Annotated in this window: 25 protein-coding genes and 6 tRNA genes; 12 read left to right on the forward strand and 19 right to left on the reverse strand. The window is 34.4% G+C overall.

The annotated features are described in order from the left end of the window. Window positions 1-174: 174 nt before the first annotated feature. Together ACS127_RS14995 and ACS127_RS15000 are read left to right on the forward strand one after the other, a co-directional pair. The gene (locus ACS127_RS14995; protein WP_440895836.1) at window positions 175-1,806 is read left to right on the forward strand and encodes a DEAD/DEAH box helicase; all 1,632 of its coding nucleotides are present in this window, start codon (window positions 175-177) and stop codon (window positions 1,804-1,806) included. Beyond that, window positions 1,784-2,557, forward strand: a complete 774-nt coding sequence (locus ACS127_RS15000) for a YqhG family protein (RefSeq protein ID WP_440895837.1) — start codon at window positions 1,784-1,786, stop codon at window positions 2,555-2,557. Before ACS127_RS14995 ends, ACS127_RS15000 begins: the two co-directional genes overlap by 23 nt. 702 nt (window positions 2,558-3,259) lie before the next feature. Here ACS127_RS15000 and ACS127_RS15005 read toward each other — a convergent pair. Continuing rightward, window positions 3,260-3,451: a YqzE family protein gene (locus tag ACS127_RS15005; protein WP_440895838.1), complete on the reverse strand. Its 192-nt coding sequence runs from the start codon at window positions 3,449-3,451 to the stop codon at window positions 3,260-3,262. A gap of 259 nt (window positions 3,452-3,710) precedes the next feature. Continuing rightward, entirely contained in the window at window positions 3,711-4,202 is a 492-nt protein-coding gene (locus ACS127_RS15010; protein ID WP_440895839.1) for a shikimate kinase, read from the reverse strand. Window positions 4,203-4,493: 291 nt separating this feature from the next. Between ACS127_RS15010 and comGA the strand changes: the two genes are divergently transcribed. Genes comGA through ACS127_RS15045 form a run of 7 tightly spaced genes read left to right on the forward strand, consistent with a single transcriptional unit; the run spans window position 4,494 to window position 8,399 of the window. Continuing rightward, window positions 4,494-5,573 carry a competence type IV pilus ATPase ComGA gene (gene comGA, locus ACS127_RS15015; RefSeq protein ID WP_440895840.1) on the forward strand — a complete coding sequence of 360 codons (1,080 nt, stop codon included), beginning with the start codon at window positions 4,494-4,496 and terminating at the stop codon, window positions 5,571-5,573. Then, the gene (gene comGB, locus ACS127_RS15020) at window positions 5,518-6,570 is read left to right on the forward strand and encodes a competence type IV pilus assembly protein ComGB (protein ID WP_440895841.1); all 1,053 of its coding nucleotides are present in this window, start codon (window positions 5,518-5,520) and stop codon (window positions 6,568-6,570) included. The genes comGA and comGB overlap by 56 nt, the downstream gene beginning before the upstream one ends. Before the next feature lie 13 nt (window positions 6,571-6,583). Beyond that, window positions 6,584-6,901, forward strand: coding sequence for a competence type IV pilus major pilin ComGC (gene comGC / locus ACS127_RS15025; RefSeq protein ID WP_440895842.1), 318 nt, complete (start codon window positions 6,584-6,586; stop codon window positions 6,899-6,901). After that, window positions 6,891-7,337 (forward strand): prepilin-type N-terminal cleavage/methylation domain-containing protein, encoded by a 447-nt coding sequence (locus tag ACS127_RS15030; RefSeq protein WP_440895843.1) that lies wholly within the window; start codon window positions 6,891-6,893, stop codon window positions 7,335-7,337. Before comGC ends, ACS127_RS15030 begins: the two co-directional genes overlap by 11 nt. Further along, a complete protein-coding gene (locus ACS127_RS15035; RefSeq protein WP_440895844.1) occupies window positions 7,321-7,659 on the forward strand; it encodes a prepilin-type N-terminal cleavage/methylation domain-containing protein in 339 nt (112 codons plus the stop codon). The genes ACS127_RS15030 and ACS127_RS15035 overlap by 17 nt, the downstream gene beginning before the upstream one ends. Then, a complete protein-coding gene (comGF, locus tag ACS127_RS15040; RefSeq protein ID WP_440895845.1) occupies window positions 7,607-8,059 on the forward strand; it encodes a competence type IV pilus minor pilin ComGF in 453 nt (150 codons plus the stop codon). Before ACS127_RS15035 ends, comGF begins: the two co-directional genes overlap by 53 nt. Beyond that, window positions 8,028-8,399 carry a hypothetical protein gene (locus ACS127_RS15045; protein ID WP_440895846.1) on the forward strand — a complete coding sequence of 124 codons (372 nt, stop codon included), beginning with the start codon at window positions 8,028-8,030 and terminating at the stop codon, window positions 8,397-8,399. The genes comGF and ACS127_RS15045 overlap by 32 nt, the downstream gene beginning before the upstream one ends. A gap of 102 nt (window positions 8,400-8,501) precedes the next feature. Here the strand turns inward: ACS127_RS15045 and ACS127_RS15050 are convergent, their stop codons facing one another. From ACS127_RS15050 to ACS127_RS15065, 4 genes are all read right to left on the reverse strand, one after another. Further along, the gene (locus ACS127_RS15050; protein WP_440895847.1) at window positions 8,502-9,122 is read right to left on the reverse strand and encodes an MBL fold metallo-hydrolase; all 621 of its coding nucleotides are present in this window, start codon (window positions 9,120-9,122) and stop codon (window positions 8,502-8,504) included. A gap of 58 nt (window positions 9,123-9,180) precedes the next feature. After that, window positions 9,181-11,076: an LTA synthase family protein gene (locus tag ACS127_RS15055; RefSeq protein WP_440895848.1), complete on the reverse strand. Its 1,896-nt coding sequence runs from the start codon at window positions 11,074-11,076 to the stop codon at window positions 9,181-9,183. A 241-nt stretch (window positions 11,077-11,317) separates the two neighbouring features. After that, the gene (locus tag ACS127_RS15060; RefSeq protein WP_440895849.1) at window positions 11,318-12,277 is read right to left on the reverse strand and encodes an ROK family glucokinase; all 960 of its coding nucleotides are present in this window, start codon (window positions 12,275-12,277) and stop codon (window positions 11,318-11,320) included. 2 nt (window positions 12,278-12,279) lie between these two features. Beyond that, complete coding sequence (locus ACS127_RS15065; RefSeq protein WP_440895850.1) at window positions 12,280-12,474, reverse strand: YqgQ family protein; 195 nt, start codon at window positions 12,472-12,474, stop codon at window positions 12,280-12,282. Window positions 12,475-12,663: 189 nt separating this feature from the next. Here ACS127_RS15065 and ACS127_RS15070 point away from each other — a divergent pair, with 189 nt between their 5' ends. After that, window positions 12,664-13,506 carry a hypothetical protein gene (locus tag ACS127_RS15070; protein WP_440895851.1) on the forward strand — a complete coding sequence of 281 codons (843 nt, stop codon included), beginning with the start codon at window positions 12,664-12,666 and terminating at the stop codon, window positions 13,504-13,506. Between the two features lie 28 nt (window positions 13,507-13,534). On the opposite strand, the gene ACS127_RS15075 is transcribed toward ACS127_RS15070, so the two are convergent. Together ACS127_RS15075 and rpmG are read right to left on the reverse strand one after the other, a co-directional pair. Beyond that, window positions 13,535-14,089 (reverse strand): 5-formyltetrahydrofolate cyclo-ligase, encoded by a 555-nt coding sequence (locus ACS127_RS15075; RefSeq protein WP_440895852.1) that lies wholly within the window; start codon window positions 14,087-14,089, stop codon window positions 13,535-13,537. Between the two features lie 257 nt (window positions 14,090-14,346). Further along, complete coding sequence (gene rpmG / locus ACS127_RS15080; RefSeq protein ID WP_440895853.1) at window positions 14,347-14,496, reverse strand: 50S ribosomal protein L33; 150 nt, start codon at window positions 14,494-14,496, stop codon at window positions 14,347-14,349. Window positions 14,497-14,729: 233 nt separating this feature from the next. Between rpmG and ACS127_RS15085 the strand changes: the two genes are divergently transcribed. Beyond that, a complete protein-coding gene (locus tag ACS127_RS15085; RefSeq protein WP_440895854.1) occupies window positions 14,730-15,068 on the forward strand; it encodes a hypothetical protein in 339 nt (112 codons plus the stop codon). 17 nt (window positions 15,069-15,085) lie between these two features. Beyond that, window positions 15,086-15,601: a hypothetical protein gene (locus ACS127_RS15090; RefSeq protein WP_440895855.1), complete on the forward strand. Its 516-nt coding sequence runs from the start codon at window positions 15,086-15,088 to the stop codon at window positions 15,599-15,601. An 89-nt stretch (window positions 15,602-15,690) separates the two neighbouring features. Here the strand turns inward: ACS127_RS15090 and ACS127_RS15095 are convergent, their stop codons facing one another. The 11 genes from ACS127_RS15095 to ACS127_RS15145 form a co-directional block, all read right to left on the reverse strand. Further along, a complete protein-coding gene (locus ACS127_RS15095; RefSeq protein ID WP_440895856.1) occupies window positions 15,691-17,826 on the reverse strand; it encodes a peptidoglycan D,D-transpeptidase FtsI family protein in 2,136 nt (711 codons plus the stop codon). A gap of 374 nt (window positions 17,827-18,200) precedes the next feature. Then, window positions 18,201-18,812, reverse strand: coding sequence for a superoxide dismutase (locus ACS127_RS15100; protein WP_440895857.1), 612 nt, complete (start codon window positions 18,810-18,812; stop codon window positions 18,201-18,203). A gap of 154 nt (window positions 18,813-18,966) precedes the next feature. Then, complete coding sequence (locus ACS127_RS15105; protein WP_440895858.1) at window positions 18,967-19,533, reverse strand: TraR/DksA C4-type zinc finger protein; 567 nt, start codon at window positions 19,531-19,533, stop codon at window positions 18,967-18,969. Window positions 19,534-19,677: 144 nt separating this feature from the next. After that, window positions 19,678-19,750 (reverse strand) — tRNA-Phe (locus ACS127_RS15110). A 29-nt stretch (window positions 19,751-19,779) separates the two neighbouring features. After that, window positions 19,780-19,872, reverse strand: a tRNA-Ser gene (locus ACS127_RS15115). Between the two features lie 13 nt (window positions 19,873-19,885). Beyond that, window positions 19,886-19,962: transfer RNA gene (locus tag ACS127_RS15120), tRNA-Ile, on the reverse strand. An 8-nt stretch (window positions 19,963-19,970) separates the two neighbouring features. Continuing rightward, window positions 19,971-20,046: transfer RNA gene (locus ACS127_RS15125), tRNA-His, on the reverse strand. Window positions 20,047-20,072: 26 nt separating this feature from the next. Next, window positions 20,073-20,149: transfer RNA gene (locus ACS127_RS15130), tRNA-Met, on the reverse strand. Between the two features lie 6 nt (window positions 20,150-20,155). Next, a tRNA-Asn gene (locus ACS127_RS15135) sits at window positions 20,156-20,230 on the reverse strand. Window positions 20,231-20,386: 156 nt separating this feature from the next. After that, window positions 20,387-22,033 (reverse strand): Na/Pi cotransporter family protein, encoded by a 1,647-nt coding sequence (locus ACS127_RS15140; RefSeq protein WP_440895859.1) that lies wholly within the window; start codon window positions 22,031-22,033, stop codon window positions 20,387-20,389. 238 nt (window positions 22,034-22,271) lie between these two features. Beyond that, window positions 22,272-22,913, reverse strand: a complete 642-nt coding sequence (locus tag ACS127_RS15145) for an NfeD family protein (protein WP_440895860.1) — start codon at window positions 22,911-22,913, stop codon at window positions 22,272-22,274. Between the last annotated feature and the right edge of the window lie 2 nt (window positions 22,914-22,915).

A 22,915-nucleotide genomic window follows, 5' to 3' on the forward strand; every position in this document is an offset into this window, starting at 1 on the left:
CATCATACATTTTGCGATAGCTTCTTTTTTTATTGTCTTACCAAAGTAACTAAATATTCTAATTGTCCAATACAGCACTCAAGAACGATAAACAATCACCTTTAGTATTTACATACATTGAATATTGCCAAATTGGATATACTAAGACTAGTATTTTAAAAGGTAGGTTAACATATGCATATTGAATTATCTTGTGACAAAGACTTTATGGAACAACTTTTAATAAATGTAAACCAAAATCAGCAATTAGCTAACTGGGATTGGTTTAAACGTGCTTATGACGTTACTGAAACATTGTTGGTTCCTGAAACCAAACAATTAAAGGCACTAGATCAATTGAAAAACATTGAATTCCTTCCTCATCAAATGGAGACGGCTTTTAAAGTAGTCAATGAGATGAACGGGCGTGCAATTCTTGCTGATGAGGTAGGGCTTGGGAAAACAATTGAAGCTGGACTCATCATTAAAGAATATTTAATTCGAAATTTAGTTAAAAAAGCTCTCATCATTGTTCCTGCTTCACTGGTTAATCAATGGGCAAATGAACTACACGAGAAATTTTTTATTAAAACATCGATTGCTAAGAAAAATCCCTGCTGGGCAGATGACGGTATTCAAATTACTTCAATTGACTTAGCTAAAAAAGAGCCACATCGCAGCATGATTTTAGAACAACAATATGATTTATTACTCATTGATGAAGCTCATAAATTAAAAAATAAACAGACGCAAAATTATCAATTTGTTCAATCCCTATCAAAGAAATATTGTTTGTTATTGACTGCGACGCCTATTCATAATAAATTAAATGATTTATTTAATCTGGTAACTCTCCTTAAACCAGGTTTATTAGGAGATCAGGACTCTTTCTTAAAGACTTTTGATCGACGTTCTACCGAACTTGATCAACAGTTAAAGAGATTAATTCAAAAAGTAATGATTCGTAATCTCAGAAATGAAACAAAAATGAATACTAATCAAAGAACGGTCAAAAATATTCCCATTCACTTTACTGAACAAGAATATCAATTTTATCAAAAGCTCGAACAGTCATCGTTTTATAGCAATAATGCAACAAAAATATTACATTTGCGTGAATTTTGCTCATCTAGAGAAGCTTTGTATACCACATTAGTTAAGGAAGAGCGTCAAGATGCAGCAGATTTGATTGAAGAATTACAGAATCTCCCTCATCATTCAAAAGCATTACAGCTAGTTGAGCTCATTAAATCAATCAATGACAAATGTATTGTTTTTACAGAGTATCGAGCTAGTCAAATTTATTTACAGTGGTTGTTACGAGAGCATGGTATCAGTTCCGTTCCCTTTCGTGGTGGCTTTAAACGCGGCAAGAAGGATTGGATGAAGCAACTATTTAAAGAACATGCTCAAGTACTTATTGCTACAGAAGCTGGTGGTGAGGGAATTAACCTACAATTTTGTCACCATTTAATCAATTATGATCTACCTTGGAATCCAATGCGGATTGAACAAAGGATTGGTCGAATTCACCGTTATGGTCAACAAAATGATGTTCATATCTATAACTTTTCAATGGAAGAAACAATTGAAGATCATGTGTTGAATTTATTATATGGCAAAATTGATCTCTTTAAACGGGTCATCGGCCAACTCGATCAAATTTTAGCTGAACTTGATTTAAAATCATTTGATGATGAAATTAATCAAATTATCAATCAATCGCAAAGTATGGGTGAAATCAAAATAAAAATGAATAATTTAGCTGAAGTTGTTAATGAATATCAAATTGAGGATGATGAAAATGATAATCGAGAATCTTCATAATTTCTTAATTGAATATTTTGAAGCCAATCAGTGTGAAGTAGAGTCAGACACTGATTCTCTCAATATCAAGCTTACAGAGGAATTAGATGAACTTTTGATGAACCGCCCTTTTTACTGGCACTATGTCCGAAAATTAAACCAAAAGGGACAACCTTTAGCTTTAAAACTAACAACAAATTACTTAAAGGCAACAAAAGAAAGAGATTATATTTATTTTAGCACTGAGCGCTTTCAGAAAATTGCTCAAGATGCTTTAATTAAAGGACGTTTTACAAAATTATATCAAAAGATAGAAACAAACCAGCAAACACCCATCTATCCTTGGTTAATTGTCAATATTAAGCAGAGCTATTTAGGAAAGAATCAGTCCGAAGAGCTCAAATCATATGGTATTCATTTAATCAATGGAACAATTATTGATCAAGCCTTTGATTGGTTAAATCAAAAACAATGGGTTATGACAATCCCAGATTTTTGTTATCCATTATCTCCGATTATTAAACCAGAAAATGGTTATGCAAGAATTGAGCAATATATTCTTAATGAACTACAAAATAAAGAACATGATTGGGCCAGTGAGTCTTATCAAGCATTGACCGAAGAAATTCAACTGTTAGATTATTTTAAGGATAATAATCCGAATATGGCACTTGAACATTATCAGCAAGAAAAAAATAATATTGAATCCATGTATCAGCCAAAAATAAAAATTGAAGTCATAAATGGTGGACTCTTTTATCTCGAGCAATAAAACGAAACTTCAATCAGTGGGAGTTAGGCCTACAGAACGTAGGTCATGCAGATGTTTCCGGTGGGACGAGTAACCGCAGTCCCAAGTCTTTTCGATGGGGCGAGTAATCGCAACCCCAGACGTTGCGACAGGACGTCGCGAACTTAGTCTGCGTTCCTTAATAACCACTGATTGTTAAGGAACACAAGCAAACGTCTTCGCGTCCTGCGAAAACGCTTGTGTGACCAACATCGTGGGACTGGGACTGCGATTACTCGCCCCACCGTAGAGGTTTGCGGTTACTCCCCCCATCGAAACCCGTTGTTGTCCCGAGTTTTACGGACGGTTAGCTGTGATAAACAGAATAAAAGAACAACTTGTAATTACAAATTAATTATGCAGAGACTTACTTCTACACAAGCGTGATTACTTCAGCATTTTCACAATTCTTTTCAATAGAGAGTAATCATATTAAGGAGAGCTGCGAAACATTCACACCATTGAAAAACTAAGGCATTCGCCCAATCCTTATGGTGAAAACCTTAGTTTTTCTTAATCTTCTATAATTTTGTACTTGAAATTACTATTTAGCTTTTGACACCTGCATCATACGATCATCTTTCTCGCTCTGATAGTACAAGCAACAGTATTTTTCTTATTCTCCTTGCTATTGAGGCTAATCTAAAAAATTAGCCCTTGTTCGTATTTTTAACTGTTTTTTTATTAATTATTTTTCTCACTCGATTTTTTTAGTTGTTTAATTGTACTTGGTAACAAACCGAACCATTTATGCGAGTAAGGAGAAGTCACTTGATTTTTCCTCTCCTTCTTCAACCGTTGACGCTCTTCTTTTGGCGTTTGATAATAATCAATCGTTAAATCAATAATAAATTCGACGAATGTCTTGTCTGCCATAGTCTTGCACTCCTTTTTTACACGTTAGGAATATATAAAATTCCAGCACATCTTTTCAATGGGACGAGTGAACGCAGTCCCCAAAAAGCTGTTCAATCAAGCAGAAGTTTTAAAATCCTAAGTATAAGTAAAACTCTCGCTTTCAAAGGACCTTCGACTAAGAGCCAACATCTTTTGAAAATGTCGAAGCTAGCACATCCATATACAGTATGCGAAAACGAGTTTTTCTAAGAGTTAGCTTTGCCAAGATACCCATTGGTTATACAAATAAAGAGATGATTTGTTCAATGATTGCCTCTTCCGTTAGTTTATCCGTCTCAATTATTTGACTCGCTACTTGTGCATATTTTACCTCTCTTTGCATTAATAAATCTTGCTTATTTCGAGATTGATCATGCCAAATCGGTCTTGAATCATCATTAGCTAATCTTTTTTTGATCGTTTCCCAGTTTGTTTTTAAATAAACAACATGCTTGTTAGTCAACCATGTGCGATTCTCTTCTCGTTCAATGATTCCACCACCTGTGGCAATAACATAGCCCTGATTTGGAGTATCAATTAATACCTGATGTTCGAGATTTCGAAACGCCTCTTCTCCCTCTTCAGCAAAAATAGTTTTAATTTTTTTCTTTGCTTGAATCTCTATTTGATGATCTGTATCGATAAATTCAAGAGCTAGCCTTTCAGCTAATTGTCTCCCAATTGTGGATTTCCCACTCCCCATAAAGCCAATTAAAAAAATACTATTCATTGATAAATGCTCCCCCTATAATGTTCTAGAAAAAATCACTTTTGCTCACGCAATAATATGTTGATCTCTCTGTTTTCTCAGGATATAGGCTCTTACTCGAAGAACCTTTTGGATAACTATTTTGATGGCTTAAAGTACTTGTTCATCAAATGATGCCTTTCATCCTATCCTCATGTTCAAAATAAATTTTCTTTAATTAATTATAACGATAATTTATTAAAAATCAGCCCAATTTTAATTTTTAGACACATTAACTTTTTATTTTTAACATTTTAAGCTCAATAGCTAAACTTGAGCTTATCATCTTTTCAAGCTATATTACAAATAGAAAGTGAGGTGATCGTTATTTTTTCAGCCACAACATTTGTTCAACAATTACTGAAAGTGGCTCTGTCTGCTAATGCAACAGATATTCATTTTTTCCCTAGTGCGACGACCACGAGTATTTTTCTACGTATCGATGGTATACGAAGGTTTCATAGAAAAATAAAAATCGAACATTACGCTTTAATGATTAACTATTTGAAATTCTCTGCTGGTATGGATATCGGTGAGGCAAGAAAACCCCAGGATGGCTCGATTACTTTTCTAATTCATTCACACGAGTTAAACCTTCGCCTCTCCACCTTACCTACTAAACAGCATGAAAGCCTCGCGATTCGGCTTCTTCCCAAGTATGAATCCTTCAAGTTATCCGATTTACTGCTCTTCCCATACCAAGCAGAACGACTCAAACGATGCATCTCTAGAAAAGCAGGCGTTATTTTATTAACAGGTCCAACCGGCTCAGGCAAAACAACACTTCTATATGCTCTATTAGAAGAATTGTTAACAGAACAAACCTATCAGATCATAACATTAGAAGATCCAATTGAAAAAGAAGTCCTCAATGTCCATCAAGTTCAAGTGAATGAGAAAAGTGGTATCACTTATCAATCTGGCCTAAAATCAGCACTCAGACATGATCCAGATATTCTGATGGTTGGTGAAATTCGTGATCGTGAAACAGCAAAGTTTGTCTTTCATGCAGCCTACACAGGGCATCTTGTTTTGACAACTTTACATGCCAAAAACGCAACCGGCACGATCCATCGCTTAATTGAAATGGGGATTAAACCTGTCGATATTGTTCAAAATCTTCTCGCAATCGCCTCACTTGAGTTAATTCCTCTGACAACAAATAGTCATGTTAAAAATCGAGGCGCAATTCTAGAATTATTAGATAATGAATTAATCACAACCTATCTAAACACATTTAATCCCAGCAGTATTGATTATCCATCCTTTAATGATCTCAAAAGAAAGGCAGTCGTATATGGCTATTCAAATCCCAATATTTTCAAAACGAACTCAGAAGAAAATCCCAATTAGTCAACAAACCTTATTATTAGAGAAAATTGCCCAGCTGCTCGATCAAGGTTATTCAATTATAGAAGCATTAGATGCTTTAAGATGGCACCATGACTGGGATGATATTCTTGATCAATTAAGTAATGAGCTTGAAGCCGGGCGAAATTTCGATCAAATCTTAGCAGAACTACATTTCGACCAAAGAATTGTTTCATTCATTTATTTTGCTTTACAGCATGGTCACTTAGTTCAAGCAATTAGTCAAAGCGTTCATTTTATAAAGCAACAACTTAAACTTTTTAATCGTTTTAAACAATCGATTCGGTATCCCATTGTGTTGATAAGTTTCTTTCTAATTGTCCTGTTCTTTGTTGATTTATATGTTTATCCGGCTTTTTTACAACTTTACTCAACTAACTCACAGCCATCAAGTATTCTATTGATTTCGATCCATATCGTAGAAATCATTTTCAAATTATTATACCTTTTTGTCATTTCACTAGCCTCTTTAATTATTCTTTGGCTGATGTGTAAAGACAAACTAACGATCACGCAAAAAGCAAAGCTATTACATTTATTTTCTTTACCATCCCTATATGTAAAAAAATATATGAGTTTGATGTTTGCAATCCATCTTAGTTCACTATTAGAAGCTAGCCTTTCCTTCAAATCATGCTTAACTTTAATCGTTAATCATAATAAACAAACTTTACTGAGTTATTATTGTAATTTTTTATTAGAAGATCTTAAAAATGGCATCAGTCTTGAACAATCTTTAAAAAAACATCGTTGTTTTGAAAAAAATCTTACTCATTTATTTGAGAAAAAGGCTAATCGATCGATTATAAAACGTGATTTATCCACTTATTCAACCCTATCATTAGAACAGTTACAGTTATCAGTTATGAAGGCAATTAAACTAATACAACCCACTGTTTTCATATTCATCGCGATTAGTATTGTTTTAATCTATCTTTCGATCCTTTTACCCATGTTACAACTAATTCAAACGATATAAGGAGATGAGCGTTATGTTAAAAAAGGAAACAGGATTTACACTTATTGAAATGTTAATTGTTTTGGCGATTATTACCTTACTTTTAATTTTAATTGTTCCAAATTTAGCAGATCAAAATGAAGAAGTTCACAACAAAGGTGAAGACGCATTGGTTCAAATGGCAGAAAGTCAGGTTCAAGCCTACTATATTGACAAAGGGAAGTACCCTAATTCTGTCAGACAGCTAGTAAATGAAAACTACCTTTCTACAGATGAACTGGCTAATGGAACGAAAAGACTTGTTTTCAAAGATAATAACACATATGAAGTGACTATTGAATATGTGGAATAGTAAGGAAAGCGGATTTTCATTAATTGAATTACTAGTTGTTCTGGCTGCAATTAGCTTTATCTTACTTATTAGTCATCACCATTATAGTAATAGAAAAAATGAGCAGGATTTTAAGCTATGGTACCAACAATTTGAATTAGATTTAATCCTTTTACAAAAACAAACGATGATAACTAACGACTATCACGCTTTACAGTTTAGATCGAGTTTAAATATATATGACTTAAGAGACGATCCATTCAGTTCTCCGCAAATTAGAAGAGAAATCCCTGAGCACTGGAAACTATCAATGAATACACTGAATAATCCCATTAGATTTACTCATGAAGGAAATATCAGAAATCCTGGTACGATGAGAATAGAAATAGGGAAGAATAGATACTTTATCTATTTCCCATTTGGTAAAGGGAGAAGCTATTATGTTAAAAACCAATAATAAAGGGTTTATCTTATTGGAAATGATCGTTAGTTTAGCCTTACTCACTATGCTTACAAGCATTCTCGTTCCAATAATGATTCAATTAAAACTTGAACAAACCGTTTTAGTGGATCGAATAGAAATTTATCATAATTTATATAATACCATTCAAACCATTGAAGCTGAACAGCTCCCCATGACAGATACAGAGAAAGTTGCTGATATCGAGATTAAGTTGGAGTTTTACTTAGAAAATGATTTAATCATTGGACAAGGAGTTTGGATAAATGCAAAAGAACAAGCTGAACAAGCAACTGTTTATTTCCAGCCAGTCCACTGAAGATGGGTTTACCCTCATTGAAATGTTAATTTCTTTCTCCATTATGTTCTTTATTTTATTAATCACGCCCACCCTTTGGCAGTATCTAGATCATCAGCCACAAACGGAACGTTTTTCAGTCGATCAATTTTTCCATGCTGTTTCTGATGAAGTTCAACTCAATCAATTGTTAGAACAATCAACATACAGCCTTTCATTGCAAAGTACTGATCAAAAACATATCTTACTTTCAAAGTATAATGATACGATACGTCGACAAGTCAATCGAACCGGTCACGAAATATTATTACGCGATGTTCAAACATTTGAAGTTGATTATCATGATCAATATCTAATTATCCAATTGAAAATGAAATCGGGGAACGTCTATGAAAAAATTATTACAGAATTTAAAAAATAACCAAAATGGCAGTATGTTCATTTATCTTTTTTATTTAGCCACATTGCTCCTCCTAATGAGCTTGGTGATGATTAACCAATTTCAAAATGAACAAAAAATTACCGCTATGGAAATAGAGCATCTTCATCTTGATATGTTACATCAGCAGACCTATCAAACATTAATGAATAATTGGGAAGATATTGACCCATCCAAGAAGTTAACTTTTCAATTTCCAAATGGTAAGGCTAATGTTGTTTTTAAAGACGAAGAAAATTGGATTAGCATCATCATTACCGCCATAAGAGAACCCTCCTATCGTAAAATCAAAACATATCAATTGAAAAGGGATTCTAATTAGCTCTTCCTGTTTCAAAAACTTTTAGCTAATAAGGTTGAGCAATTATTTTCAAAAACAAGAAGAGCCACACTTGAAACTTCCTGTGTGACTCTTCAATCTCTCTTAACCTTTAATAAACGGATTATGGTCTTTTTCATAGCCAATAGTTGTATCCGGTCCATGACCCGGTAAAACTTTATAATGCTTTGGCAACTTATACAGTTCTCGAATCGAGTTAAATAATATGGACTGATCTCCCCCAACTAAATCGGTTCTGCCCATTCCCTCTCTAAACAAACAATCCCCTGAAATGATCGTTGTTTGTTCCGCAAAAATGAAAGTAACTCCCCCCGGTGAATGACCAGGTGTATGGATCACTTCAAATTGGAACGCTCCGAGTGACATATCACCCATGTCAAATAGATGATCAGCTGAGTTTATTTTCACATCTCCTAATGGAAAATAGATTGAACTATTTAGTTTAGGATTCATCAGCCACTCTTTCTCAAGTGAATGAAGATAAACAGGAATATGATAATACTCACGAATATCGTCAACTGCACCAATATGATCAAAATGAGCATGTGTTAATAAGATGGCAATCGGTGTTAAATCATTATCAGTTAAAAATTTAACAATTCGCTCAGACTCTGCACCAGGATCAATAATCAGGGCCTGATTATTTTCTGAAACAATATAACAATTTGTCGTTAACTGACCTAAAGGTAAACAATTAAATTTCAAGTATTCTCCCCCTCTATACATAAAAGCTCCCTACAATAATGTAAGGAGCTTAGCGCCATCAATCGAAGAAGTTATGAAAGCGGAATAAATCACCGTAAATAATGCGATCGGAGTAGGATAACTCCTCTTCCACTTGTTCATTTATAGCTGGATATGGTATTTCACTATCCCCATCTGATTCATTTAGCGCCTCTTCATTAATGTGAGCAATTTCTTCGCCAGTATCGCGATCATAAAAAACATCTTTTGTAAAAATGTAATCATTAGTAATAAAACTACCGTCACGTAATGTGATAAACTCTTTTCTGTTCGGAGCAAATATACTTGTACCGAAGCTAATATCATTTGAATCATCTACACCTAAAAGATATAGTATGGTTGGTTTGACATCGATTTGGCCAGAAACTTCAGAAATAACTTCTCCTTCCTGTCCAGGTATATGAATAAACAATGGAACACGTTGAAGTTGAATATGATCATATGCTGTAATCTCTTCTTTATCTAAGTATGTTGCCATTGCTCGGTCATGGAAGTCACTAATACCATAATGATCTCCCATCATAACAATAATTGAATCCTCATAAACCCCTGTTTCTTTAAGATGATCGAAAAATTCTTCCACTGCTTCATCTAAATATCGAGCCGTCTGAAAGTATTGATTCAAGGTACGAGAGTTCGAATCAAATTGATCGATCGTAGCATCCTCTTCATCTAATTCAAATGGATGGTGATTAGTCAGAGTAAGAAAACGTGCATAATATGGCTCTGGTAAAGACGTTAAATATTTCATAGATTGCTCGAAAAATTCTTTATCTTTAAGACCCCAGCCAACACTATTAGATTCATTGACCTCATATGCTTCAATATCATAAAAATGATCAATCTCTAACGTTTCATACATAGCATTACGGTTCCAAAAACTTCCGTTATTTGCATGGAATACGGCAGATGTATAATCTTCTTCAGCTAATATCTGTGGTGTAGAATGAAGTGCATTACCACTATGCGTAAAATATACGGCGCCACTTGGTAATGGATACAATGAATTTTCCATAATAAATTCTGAATCTGCTGTTTTCCCCTGCTCAGTTTGATGATAGAAATTTTCAAAATAATAACTTTCATCAATCAACTCGTTCAAAAATGGTGTGATTTCTTCACCATGTAACGTATTATTAATCACAAAGCTTTGAAGTGATTCTAATGTTACAAAAATAACATTTTTACCTTCTGCCACACCAAACATGTCAGTTTCCTCATGGTCAGATGCGTGCTCATCCACATAATTTATAATGTCATACAATTCATTTCCATCAGCAAAAACACGTTGAGCTTGTGAGCGTGATTGTTGGTAAATATCATAAATGTGGAAATTAAACACACCAATATTTTTCACTAAATATTCTCGGTCAAATCCACGCTGTAAAAGTTGTGGTCTTTCAATCTCTGCTAAAATATAGTTACCTAATAAAAATAAAATAGACATACTAAAAACAAGCAATTTTTTCTTTTTTGGAAAACTAACAGTTAGTTGTTGACGATCTTTCTTCGTTAGATACCAAATGACAACCAAATCTATGAAAATAAAAATATCACTTATTTTTAATGAAGCTAAGATACTTGTGCCTAAATCAGTAGCATTACTTCCTTGAAATAAAATAGGAAGTGTTAGAAAATCACCAAAATTGCGATAAAATAATAAGTTAAAATATAAGATTAAAGTACCTAATAGTGTCACATAACGAATATATTTTAACTGCTTAGTTCCTTTTAGCCAAATGCTCACTGCATAAACTAAAAATGCAGTCACAAATGGGTTAATAAACAAAATCAGTTCTTGCATATAATTCTCCAAGTTTATATTGAAGAAAAATCGATAAACAATATATGTTTTAGCACCAAATAAAAGACTTGCTAAAATATATAAGTTTAACTTACTTATTTTTTGAAACATAGATAAAGTCCCCCTTAAATGAAATACTTCTCTTTTCCATTTATTTCATAAGATCAATAGATTATAGGTTTTGCTGCTTTTCACCTCAAAGCAGAGTATCCACCAAAATCTGATAGTTAAATGCTAAAAGCACTGTCACTTACTATCTATAAAGTCATTTCCTTAACTGGTCATTTTTAAACCAACTAAAATATTAGACGTATCATCAGATAAAATAGTTACAAGATTAATTGAATTTATATTATGATTGATTTTGTTTAACTAGATAAGCTCCACCTATAATACCTGCGTCATTACCAAGACTAGCAATAGCGAAAGAGCTTCCTTCAAAAGTACGAGGCAAAGCGTATTTTTGATAGGCCTTCTTCAATGGATTTAAAAGTAAATCACCTGCTTTTGAAACGCCACCGCCAATAACAATTTTTGATGGATTTAAAATCGTTGCAATATTTGAAATTGCTAATCCAAGCACATCCGTTATTTCTTCTACAACCTCTATGGCACATTTATCTTCTTTTTCATACGCAGAAAAAATATCTTTTGCCGTTAGCTTATTTTTTTCCTTAAATGTTGTGACTAAAATTGAATCACTATAACGCATAATTGTGTCTTCAGCTATACGACTAATACCTGTAGCAGAGGCAATTGTCTCTAAACAGCCTTGCCGACCGCAATTGCATGGGGCACCATTCTTCACAACTGTCATGTGACCAATTTCTCCAGCTGTTCCATTTACTCCACTAATAATTCTGCCATTTGCGATCAGTCCTCCACCCACGCCTGTACCAAGCGTAATGGCAATTAAATTATCAGCAAGTTGACCGGAACCAAGCCAATTCTCCCCTAAAGCTGCGATATTGGCGTCATTTTCAATAAAGACGTGTAAACCAGATAACTCACGTAGAATCTTGCCAAGCGGAAAGTCTTTCCACCCTAAATTCACTGCTACGGCAATATCCCCTGTCTCTGCATCGACAAAGCCAGGTGCTCCTGCTCCAATTCCGATTAATTGTTCCTTATTAATTTGATGTTCAGTTATTTTTTTAACAATCGATGCCCAAATATCAGTCGGGATTTGATCTGCCTTTTCTTCAATTTGAGTTGGGATTTCCCATTTATCTACGATTTCACCTTGCTCTTTAATAATACCAATTTTAACAGTTGTCCCTCCTATATCCACCCCTAATAAATACTTTTCCACGTTCATCTCTCCTCTTTTTCCTGTTCTTTTAATAGTATACGGTATGCTCTTTCATAGTCTGTATCTAATAAAACACCTTCATCTTTAAGCGATTTTAATTCAATCCTTGCTAAAATAATTTCCGCCTCTTTATTTCCTATATATGTAACAATACCATACTTCAACAATAATTGTTTAACATCATAATAAGTTTCCATTGACTAACTCCATTTATTATAACAAATTTTGATAAATCATCAATTGATACTAGTAGCTAACCGAAGTAATTTTATACTAAAAATCAATTAACCTTCATATTTATTTATAAAGTCAGTCTTAAAACGGCTGCGTGAACTGACCATTACCATTATATTATATCTAATCGACGAAAACACGAGGTGATTTTTATGTTAAATCGAAAAACATTATTGATTTGTATCTTGATAATTATTTTGATCCTTTTTAAATGGGTGCAACCAACTGTTACAACTTTAAAGTACTTTCCAATCGATGAAGAAGTCAGTTTCTCTAAAGCAACAACAACACTGCAGTTAGAAGAAAAACAGCCACTTCTCATTTGGCAAGTTGAATCTAGTCATCAAACCACTCCATATTTGAATCATAATGTTGGTTTGCTTTATCGAAATGGACAACTCAAGGGTATTCAATCAAAGTGGATCCAAAACAAACCAGGCATGATTCAATCCATTGAACTTACTCCTGATCAAAATAGTTTTTATCAAGCCATTAGTTACCATTATCTTGAACTCCATCCATCCACTAGTCAAATTCGAAGTTACTATCAGATGTCAGCTACACAACTATTTATCATGAATCAGACTGATCAGCCCTTTTATAGTTTTGCAACACCGAATACAAAACAAGAAGAACAATGGGCTCACTCATTAGAATCAGAGACAAGTGAACAATTAAATGAAGCTTGGACAGCTTGGATTAATTATTATGATCTTAACCGTAAATTATATGATGAAATTCCTTTAATAGACTTACAAAATTATCAATCTGAACCTCTACCTGGCTTAACCATGACTGATACTAGAAGAATAATTGCTCAATTGTGGGAAGGCTTATATAAAAATTATATTTTACCAAACAGTCAAGACCAGTCGGATTATAGTAGTATGATGCCGCTTATTTTACTAGATAAAAGCCTTGACCATTTGATTGTTTTATTTACTGATGAAGAACAAAATGAACAACAATTAATTCAAAAATTAAATGTTAAGTAACTTATATTTAGATTGACTATGTTTAAGGTCAAACATCAGCAATGATCAGCTTTTGTACTGGTTGATCAAATGATTCAACTTCTATTTTTTCAATTACTTGGCCCTGCCAGGCTAAACTGATTGTTGCTTGCTTAAAATCGGCTAAAAATCGATCATAGTAACCGCCGCCATGACCAATTCGATAATGATAATGATCAAATACAATACCGGGTACAATTAATAAATCGATATCAGTCTTAATGACCATTTCAGTCTTTTCAATTATTGGCTCCATCAAATTATAAAATTGAATTGCCAGATCATCATATCCATTAATTTGATAAAAAGTCATTTGTTTAAGTTTCGGGTTACACTTGGGAACAGCTACTTTTTTATTTTCTTGCCATGCCCTTTCAATAATTGGCCATGTCTCCCATTCATGATCTTGATTCATTGTAACCCCAATCGTATCAGCCTTTATCCATTGCGGTTGTTGAAATAATTTCTTTTGCAACTGATGATTGATCATTGTTCGTTGCTCCACTGATAATTGCTTTAATTTGGTTAGATAATCATTTCTCAAATTTGTTTTTATATTGGACATGTTAAGACCTCCAATTTATCACAGCTAATCGGCTATAAATCGTAGACCCACAAAACATAGGTCTAACTCACACTGACTGAAGTTTTCTTTTATTAAATCAAGTCGCATTTGATCGTGCTTTTATGCAAATGCGTCAATTTCATTTCTTTTCTATGCAAAACTTAGAAAATATCTCCTTGGGATTTTTGCTGAAATTTTATTCACTTAACATATAGTAAAAAACTCTTACCATACTGAGATAAGAGTTTTAGTGATATCTATTTTGTTTCTCTGTGAAGCGTATGTTTCTTCAAACGTGGACTATATTTCATCATTTCAATCCGCTCTGGATTATTACGTTTATTTTTTTTCGTAATATAATTACGATCTCCTGTTTCAGTGCACGCTAATGTGATTTTTTCACGCATGATTATCCCTCCAAACTTTTCAACTATCAGTTCATACAAATGATCCTATTCAGACTTAACTATATTACCAAAAAATCATCACTATTACAAGCAATTCTCACTATGAGGAGAATGAAAAATTTTTAATTGATTAGATCAAATAGGCGGGTATTTATCCTCTATTTTGGATTTAGCATTTTCCAAGCTAACAAAATATGATATAAATATAGAGTAGAGGAAATGGAGGAATAAAAATGTTTTTTCTAATCATATCATTATTAGTTATCTCACTTATTCTATTAGTAGTCTCATTTTTTGCTAATGATAAATTTAAGGATATTGAGAACCAAATTGAACAATTGTCATTATCTAATTTACAGGATAACTATCAAATGAAAAAGAAACTAAAAGTTTTAGAAGAAGAATTATTACCTAATAAGTTAGATTTTACTAATCAGAATTCGGCTAAATCATCGCTTGAAAAACAAGTTGAGTCCCTTTATAAACAAGGATATAGTGTAGCTGAAATTAGTCAATCCACACAATTGAGTGAATATGACGTTGAGTCACTAATGAATCAATTTACAATTTGAGATAAGAGGGATTTTTGATGAAACAACTATTGAGAACTTATGCACTAGGATTACTCACCGCTACTGCTATAATAGGAATCTATTATTTTTATTTCATGGACAATGAACCTAATAGTATAGAAGTCGACATGACTGAAGCAGAAATGGTCTCTTCACTTGAAACAGCTGGATACTATATTTATGAAACTGATCCGATTATTTCAAGTCCAGTGGATCAAGAAATAGAAGATGATTCAGCTGAAGATGAACAAGCAGAAGATGAGAACAATGATACGGATATATCCGAGGAAAATAGTCGGAGTGATGAAGCAAATGACCATAATAGCTTTATTTTAACTATCGAACCAGGGATGACTATTTCACAAGTTGCTGATTACTTAATGATTGCAAATTTAATTGAAAGTAGAAGTGAGTTTACTTCCTATTTGGCAGATAATGATTATGGAACAAATATTCAAGTTGGCCAATTTGAGTTAAATCGAGAAATGTCACTTGACGAAGTTGTTGACACCATTGCCAATCAAAACAATTAATTGATTATCTAGAGAATAAAACCAGCACTAAGTCCTCTTAAGGAGCTTGATACTGGTTTATTTTCTCTGTTACTGATTAAAATTTGACTCTAGTCTTCCGCTTCCTCGGCTTGTTCTGCCATCTCATCAATGTTACCTTCATCAATTCCATCTCGTTCACGATCTTCTTTTCTCTCAAAATAAGCCTCAACTAATCGATTACCGATATTGTGGTGAATACCACTTTGATTTGTTCCGACTCCAGTTCTTGGAACAATAATAGCAAACGCGATTTCTGGTTCATCATACGGTGCATAACCCACTAATGCTAGGTTATGCGTTTCATGCTCTTCTCCATCTTCTATGAAAATATTCTGGGCTGTACCTGTTTTCACTGCGACATCATAGTCACTGTTTGCCCAGTTACTACTCCCAGTCCCTTCCGTTGCTACTCGTCTAAAACTATCTTGAATAATATCTAGATATGAATCATCCATATCAATTCGATTCAGGACACTTGGACTATACCTTTCCATTATTGGACCTAGACTGTCTTTATCCCCATTTGCTTGGCGGACTTCTTTAACAATTCTCGGACTGACTCGATAGCCATCATTTGCTATTGTTGACACGTATTGGGCAAGCTGTAATGTTGTATAGGTATCGAATTGTCCGATCGCAAAGTCAAGTAATAGCCCACCATCTTGAGTGTTCCGACCAATCACACCTGTCGCCTCATAAGGGAGATCAATCCCGGTTTCAACACCTAAACCAAATTGATTAAAATAATTACGCATGATTTGAAAGCTTTCTGGATTAAAGCCGCGTAATGGTTCATTTTCTCTATATTGAGCGCCGGATATTCGCATTGCAATTTCAAACATGTACACGTTCGATGATTGAATAATTGCTGTTCGATCATTAATAGGGCCCATATTTTGCCAAGAACTTTTAGTTGATGTACCTGCAATATTGATTGGACGGTCGGTAATTACTGTACCTGGTGAAACAACTCCCGTTTCATAACCTGTAAGCATCGTAGCTCCCTTAATTACTGAACCAGGAATATGAGAATCATAAATCGTCCGATACGCTTGATCAACATACTCATCTTCTTCACGATCATAATGTGCCCCACTTAATGCAATGACATCACCTGTTTGTGGATCAAGGACAGCAACTAAAGCATCTTCCATAAAGCGATTTTGATAAGGGTCATTATTAATATAGTTTTCAAGCTCTTCAAGAACAATTTGATCAAGTTCGGCTAGAAATTCCATATCAACGGTCAAAATTAAGTCATCACCACTTTTTCCTTCGCTAACTGTCTCAGTACCAACAATATTACCACTGTTATCTGTTGTATATTGGATCACTTCTTTTTGACCAAGTAAGACACTTTCGTAATATTGTTCAAGTCCACTCGTACCCACACGATCATTTCGACTATAGCCTAAGCTTAAATAATAATCCTGGTTCTCGCTGGGAATCCCTTCATTTGATGACGTGATATTACCAATAAAGCTAGAAAAAGTTTGATCATACAATCTCACTCGATTCCAATCAATTTTAGCATCAATACCCGGTAACTGATTTAAATTCTCTGAGATTAAGGCATACTCTTCTTCTGTTACCCCTTCATTTTTAATCGTGTGAGGTGATAATTCAAAGCCTTGATCCAATTCCTTCTTAATGGCAACCACATTTAATAGGTATGGATCTGACCAATCATATTCGTTGTAATCTTCTTCCTCAATACGGTCTAATATAATTTGATATTGCTCACCTGTTTCTAATTCTTGTTCTTCTTCTGTAAGCCGTTGATTTGCGTCTTCTGTATTTAGTAAATACCAGTATTCTTTTTTGTCTCGTTCACGAACTATATCTTCTAACGTTTCAAAGTCATCTGCCATTGTCATAAGTTCAGCCAGATCTTCAGCAATTTCTAATCGTTTCTCAGATGAATCTCCATTTTTAGGCGGTGTATATGTGATCGAACGCTCTGGCTCATTATCCAAAATTAAATGACCAAATCGATCATACATTAACCCACGTGGCACAGCGATCGTTGTTTTTGTATTCTCTGTCTCGTTCACACGCTGCCTAGCTTCCTCCCCATTTAGTATCTGCACAACACCTAGCTGAAGAATGAGTAATGAAAATAATAAGAAAACAAATAAAAACAGCGCATTTAGCCGTAACGGTAATTGAGATCGTTTTTTCTTTTTCTTCGACAAAGCGCCCACCCCCTCAAAGTTCTTTAATATTTATCGTAGTATAACTGGTTGTAAAACTCCCACTTCAAGAATGAAGAAAACAAGAAAATTCTATGTAAAAGATGCAGCAACTGGTAATGGTCCGATTCGTTCAAGGGTCTTTAGGTCATACCCTTGTAATGATAACATTCAGCGGGGAATGCCCGACCAAATGAAGTTCCACTTTATTATAGCATGTTTGGTCAGTAGATAAAATTAGAAAAACTCACATTTAATGAATGTGAGCTTTTTTATATGTTAATCGTAATCATTTACGTTGCAACAAACCTGTTACTGCACTTAAACTCTAATCTTTATTAACATAAAAAACCTGAGTCAATATCATAACTCAGGTTTTCACTATATTATTTAGCAGCTTTGTATAACTCTGCAACCTTTTCCCAGTTTACAATATTCCAAAAGGCAGAAATGTAATCTGGACGTTTATTTTGATATTTCAAGTAATAAGCATGCTCCCATACATCTAAACCTAGAATAGGTGTTTTCCCTTCCATAATTGGCGTATCTTGATTTGGTGTGCTTGTAACGGCTAATTCACCATTATCCACAACTAACCAAGCCCAACCTGAACCGAAACGGCCAGTAGCAGCATTTGTAAATTCTTCTTTGAAAGCATCAAAGCTGCCAAATTTACTGTTAATAGCATTTGCTAAATCTCCAGTTGGCTCTCCTCCGCCGTTTGGAGATAATAAAGTCCAAAACAAGCTGTGATTCGCATGTCCACCACCGTTATTTCTAACAGCCGTTTGCACATCAGCAGGTAATTTTTCTAAATCTGATAATAGTTCTTTAAGTGATAAATCTTGAAGATCACTATGTCCTTCAAGTGCTCCATTTAATTTTGTCACATACGTATTGTGGTGCTTCGTATGATGAATACTCATGGTCTCCTGATCAATATGTGGCTCCAATGCATCATAAGCGTACGGTAACTCTGGTAATTCAAATTTTCCCATTAAAAGTTCCTCCTTTAAATTTACCAAATTGAAAGTTCACAAAAAGTTCACTTTCTTATGATTCCCACTTTAGCAAAATAATTGTTAACTAGCAAATTTTTTGCTTCAATGCCTACCTATTATATTCACTCATTTTTAATAAATTAAACATAATTTATTCGTCTGTTTGATTTTTATTTGCAAAATGATCCATGTCATCAGTAGTATCAGAATCCGATTTTTCAGTTAAATGGTTATAATCATCATGATCACTGGTGAAATCAGATGGACTTTCTGATGAACCATAACCCTCTAATATGTTCCAGCTATTGGTTTCATCAAACTCTAAAGAGCCCATTGATTGCTGTTCTTCTCCATTAAATTCCGCCTTTGAATCTGCATGTTCAATGCAAAGATTTGTCTCAGGAACAGCTTTAAGTCTGTCTGTTTCAATCTCATTACCACAGACAATACACTGACCATAATGACCATTTTCAATGCTTTCAAGGGCTTGTTTAATTTCATTTAATTCATTCTGCTCATGAGTTGTAAGTGCGAGATCCTTTTCTCTTTCATACAATTCTGTCCCTTGGTCACCGGGATGATTATCATAATCAGACAATTCTGTTGAATATTCCTCTTCAGTTGCACGGATTTTATCTCGTTTAATTTTATCCATTAATTCGGTTTCACGTGTTATTAAATCATGCTTTATTTGTGTTATATCATCCTTCTTTAGCATCAAAGATCACTCCTATTAAATGTGATATATATATCTTGCCTTATTCAAGCTATCTTAAACACCCACATTTAAATTTTTTGGCTAAATTCAATAATTGGATACACAAAAAAACAAGCCATTGTTGACAATGACCTGTTTTCTGAGTGGCTCGAGACGGAATCGAACCGCCGACACACGGATTTTCAGTCCGTTGCTCTACCGACTGAGCTATCGAGCCTTACTATGTATTCATTTTCCAAATGAAAATGGCGGAGGAAGAGGGATTCGAACCCCCGCGGGCCGTGAAGCCCCTGTCGGTTTTCAAGACCGATCCCTTCAGCCGGGCTTGGGTATTCCTCCGCAATAAATTAAATGGTGGACCCTGCAGGATTCGAACCTGCGACCGATCGGTTATGAGCCGATAGCTCTAACCAACTGAGCTAAGGGTCCTATTATAATGGGGCGACCGGTGGGGATCGAACCCACGCATGTCGGAACCACAATCCGATGTGTTAACCACTTCACCACGACCGCCATTATAGATATCCTAGTTGTAAATATGGTAGCGGCGGAGGGGATCGAACCCACGACCTCACGGGTATGAACCGTACGCTCTCGCCAGCTGAGCTACGCCGCCATAAAATGGCTCCACAGGTAGGATTCGAACCTACGACCGATCGGTTAACAGCCGATTGCTCTACCACTGAGCTACTGTGGAACAACTTTGATATCGCTGATGAATTTATGTACTAACTTTAGCGACGATATATAATATATCACATTAAAAATATCCAGTCAATAGTTTTAAAATTTAAGTTTTTCGATTTTTGAAATTTATACACTCAGCAATTGGATTCAATTGCTGAGTGTTGTATTAATGGATAGTCTCTGGAATCTTTTCACCAATTACTTCTTCCGCAATATTTAACGCATGGTCACCAATTCGTTCCAAATTACTTAGAATATCAACATAGACAATTCCAGCAGAAGGAGAACAGATACCTTTGTTTAATCGAATAATATGTTTTTTTCTAAAGGTTTTTTCCATCTGATCAATTTTATTTTCATATTTAACTACTTTCAAGGCTTTTTCTCTATTTCTATTTGTTAGCGATTGAATCGCCTCTTTAAGTGTCTTATTCGTTAATTCGAATATTTCATTTAAGTCTTCTTTAGCTTGATCTGTTAAAACAGTTTTATTTGAAATTTTAAATTGAATTAATTCAATAATATTTTCAAAATGATCACCAACCCGTTCGATATCTCGGACACTGTCAAGCAAAGCGGAGTGTTTTTCACTATCTGCATCGGATAGCTGTGTGGCAGCTAAATCGATCAAATAGGCAGTTATTTCTTGATCCATTTTGTTTAATGTATTCTCAAGTTGCAGGGAATTATTAGCATGTTTTGTATCATGACTATTCAAGAATAAACAAGATTCCTCCAATCCTTTAATAGCACACTCACCCATTCGAACGACTTCTTCCTTCACCTGTTCTAAAGCAACAGAAGGAGACCGTTGAATAAAAATAGGATCTAAATGAGTAGGCTGGACAGTTAGCGTTGAGTCCTCACCAGGAACAAGTTTGGTTACAACCATGGCTAATGTTCCGATAAATGGAAACATTAAAATCACACTAGCAAAATTATATATACCATGTGCGAAGGCAATTGTCATCTCTGCATTTAAGCCTAATACATTCTGTATATTTGCAACCAAAGTTGTATATGGAATTAGTACTAACATCGCAAGGATGGCGGCAATCAGATTGAAAATAACATGTGTTAAAGCAGCCCGCCGAGCGGCAATAGAAGCACCGATCGCTGCAATCGCTGTTGTAATAGTCGTCCCAATATTATTTCCAAATAAAACGGGAAGTGCACCATCTAACTCAATCGCACCTTGACCAAATAAGCTTTGTAAGATTCCAATCGTAGCACTTGAACTTTGCACAATAAAAGTGAATACAGCCCCAATAATAAGGCCTAAAATTGAATTATCCGACATTTCAATCATTAGTTCATGAAAAGCCTGTAAATCTTGTAATGGGGCTAAACCATCTCCCATTAATTTCAATCCGAAAAATAGGGCACCAAAGCCAAAGATTGCTTGTCCAATATTCAGGATTCTTTGGTTCTTAAAGAAAAATAACATTAGTGCACCAACCGCAAGAATCGGTAATGCATAATCCTCTAATTTAATCCCAATAATAAATGCTGTGACGGTTGTTCCTACGTTTGCACCCATAATCACACCAATCGATTGTTTTAATGTCATAAATCCAGCATTCACTAATCCAACCGTTAATACGGTTGTTCCCGAGCTTGATTGGATCAATATAGTTACCACCATACCTGCAAGGACACCTAAAAATGGATTGCTAGTAAATTTATCTAAAATGTCTTTCAATCGGTCACCGGCGGATTTTTGCAATCCTTCACCCATTGATTTAATTCCTAATAGAAAGATACCTAGTCCACCTAAAAACTCAAATATAATAGTCATTATATCTAATTCCATGAATGACCATCCCTTCAATTCAGTATTATTTTCATATGTAAAATGACATCAATTCCTATTATTAATTAAACATTACTGAAATGTAAAGAGTATTCGATAAAATTTTACACTAAATTTACATACAATTTTTACAATTCATAACTCATGAATAATAGCATTAAAATAGCCCTTAGCTAACCAATCTTTTGTACAGTCAGCTAAGGGGATTCCACTCTATTCCTATTTAATTTAGTCTCGATTATTCTTTATACTTATCCAATGCGTCCACTAATATACGTGTACCATCTACCTGTTTCACAATAATTTCAGCATTTTGCTGAATCCAGTAACCATTTGAAATCGCACTATATTCATTCTGATTGATTTTGATCGTTCCAACGGGGCGTAAATTGGTTAAAGCAATCCCCTTTTGACCAACTAATTGGTGATAATCTGTATTGATCGAACTATATCCTTGATCATCTGTTAAGCGATCAATTAAAGGAATTTTCGTCCACATATTTCGTCGTGGTAACATCTTCAACCACAGAAAAGAACAAGCAGCACCGATAACAACACCAATAATAGCATAAAGACCAACTATCCAATTCGGTGAACTCAAGCCCACCGAAACAATCATTAATATCGCACCAATACCAGCCAGAGTTCCATCATTAATAAGTTCACCATCAATAAATATTAAAATAATACCTAAAAAATAAATAATTGCCATTATGAAGAACATAGATGGATCGAGATATGCATAAAAGTAAAGAGTAATAAGAGAAACACCTAGAAATGCAAATATCCCTTTCGCTTTAACTAATAATTCACCAACTAAAAGCATAGTACCAATACCAACAATAAAAAAACTAAGCCAATCCATTGTAAAAATATCCATTA

The sequence above is a fragment of the Amphibacillus sp. Q70 genome (genome assembly GCF_052055485.1).
In the GTDB taxonomy this organism is placed as follows: Bacteria; Bacillota; Bacilli; order Bacillales; family Amphibacillaceae; genus Amphibacillus.

Coding starts and splice junctions, on each gene's coding strand:
- ACS127_RS14995 (WP_440895836.1), top strand. CDS start 175: ATGCATATTGAATTATCTTGTGACAAAGACTTTATGGAACAACTTTTA.
- ACS127_RS15000 (WP_440895837.1), top strand. CDS start 1,784: ATGATAATCGAGAATCTTCATAATTTCTTAATTGAATATTTTGAAGCC.
- ACS127_RS15005 (WP_440895838.1), bottom strand. CDS start 3,451: ATGGCAGACAAGACATTCGTCGAATTTATTATTGATTTAACGATTGAT.
- ACS127_RS15010 (WP_440895839.1), bottom strand. CDS start 4,202: ATGAATAGTATTTTTTTAATTGGCTTTATGGGGAGTGGGAAATCCACA.
- comGB (WP_440895841.1), top strand. CDS start 5,518: ATGGCTATTCAAATCCCAATATTTTCAAAACGAACTCAGAAGAAAATC.
- comGC (WP_440895842.1), top strand. CDS start 6,584: ATGTTAAAAAAGGAAACAGGATTTACACTTATTGAAATGTTAATTGTT.
- ACS127_RS15030 (WP_440895843.1), top strand. CDS start 6,891: ATGTGGAATAGTAAGGAAAGCGGATTTTCATTAATTGAATTACTAGTT.
- ACS127_RS15035 (WP_440895844.1), top strand. CDS start 7,321: ATGTTAAAAACCAATAATAAAGGGTTTATCTTATTGGAAATGATCGTT.
- comGF (WP_440895845.1), top strand. CDS start 7,607: ATGCAAAAGAACAAGCTGAACAAGCAACTGTTTATTTCCAGCCAGTCC.
- ACS127_RS15045 (WP_440895846.1), top strand. CDS start 8,028: ATGAAAAAATTATTACAGAATTTAAAAAATAACCAAAATGGCAGTATG.
- ACS127_RS15055 (WP_440895848.1), bottom strand. CDS start 11,076: ATGTTTCAAAAAATAAGTAAGTTAAACTTATATATTTTAGCAAGTCTT.
- ACS127_RS15065 (WP_440895850.1), bottom strand. CDS start 12,474: ATGGAAACTTATTATGATGTTAAACAATTATTGTTGAAGTATGGTATT.
- ACS127_RS15070 (WP_440895851.1), top strand. CDS start 12,664: ATGTTAAATCGAAAAACATTATTGATTTGTATCTTGATAATTATTTTG.
- ACS127_RS15075 (WP_440895852.1), bottom strand. CDS start 14,089: ATGTCCAATATAAAAACAAATTTGAGAAATGATTATCTAACCAAATTA.
- rpmG (WP_440895853.1), bottom strand. CDS start 14,496: ATGCGTGAAAAAATCACATTAGCGTGCACTGAAACAGGAGATCGTAAT.
- ACS127_RS15085 (WP_440895854.1), top strand. CDS start 14,730: ATGTTTTTTCTAATCATATCATTATTAGTTATCTCACTTATTCTATTA.
- ACS127_RS15090 (WP_440895855.1), top strand. CDS start 15,086: ATGAAACAACTATTGAGAACTTATGCACTAGGATTACTCACCGCTACT.
- ACS127_RS15100 (WP_440895857.1), bottom strand. CDS start 18,812: ATGGGAAAATTTGAATTACCAGAGTTACCGTACGCTTATGATGCATTG.
- ACS127_RS15105 (WP_440895858.1), bottom strand. CDS start 19,533: ATGCTAAAGAAGGATGATATAACACAAATAAAGCATGATTTAATAACA.
- ACS127_RS15140 (WP_440895859.1), bottom strand. CDS start 22,033: ATGGAATTAGATATAATGACTATTATATTTGAGTTTTTAGGTGGACTA.
- ACS127_RS15145 (WP_440895860.1), bottom strand. CDS start 22,913: ATGGATATTTTTACAATGGATTGGCTTAGTTTTTTTATTGTTGGTATT.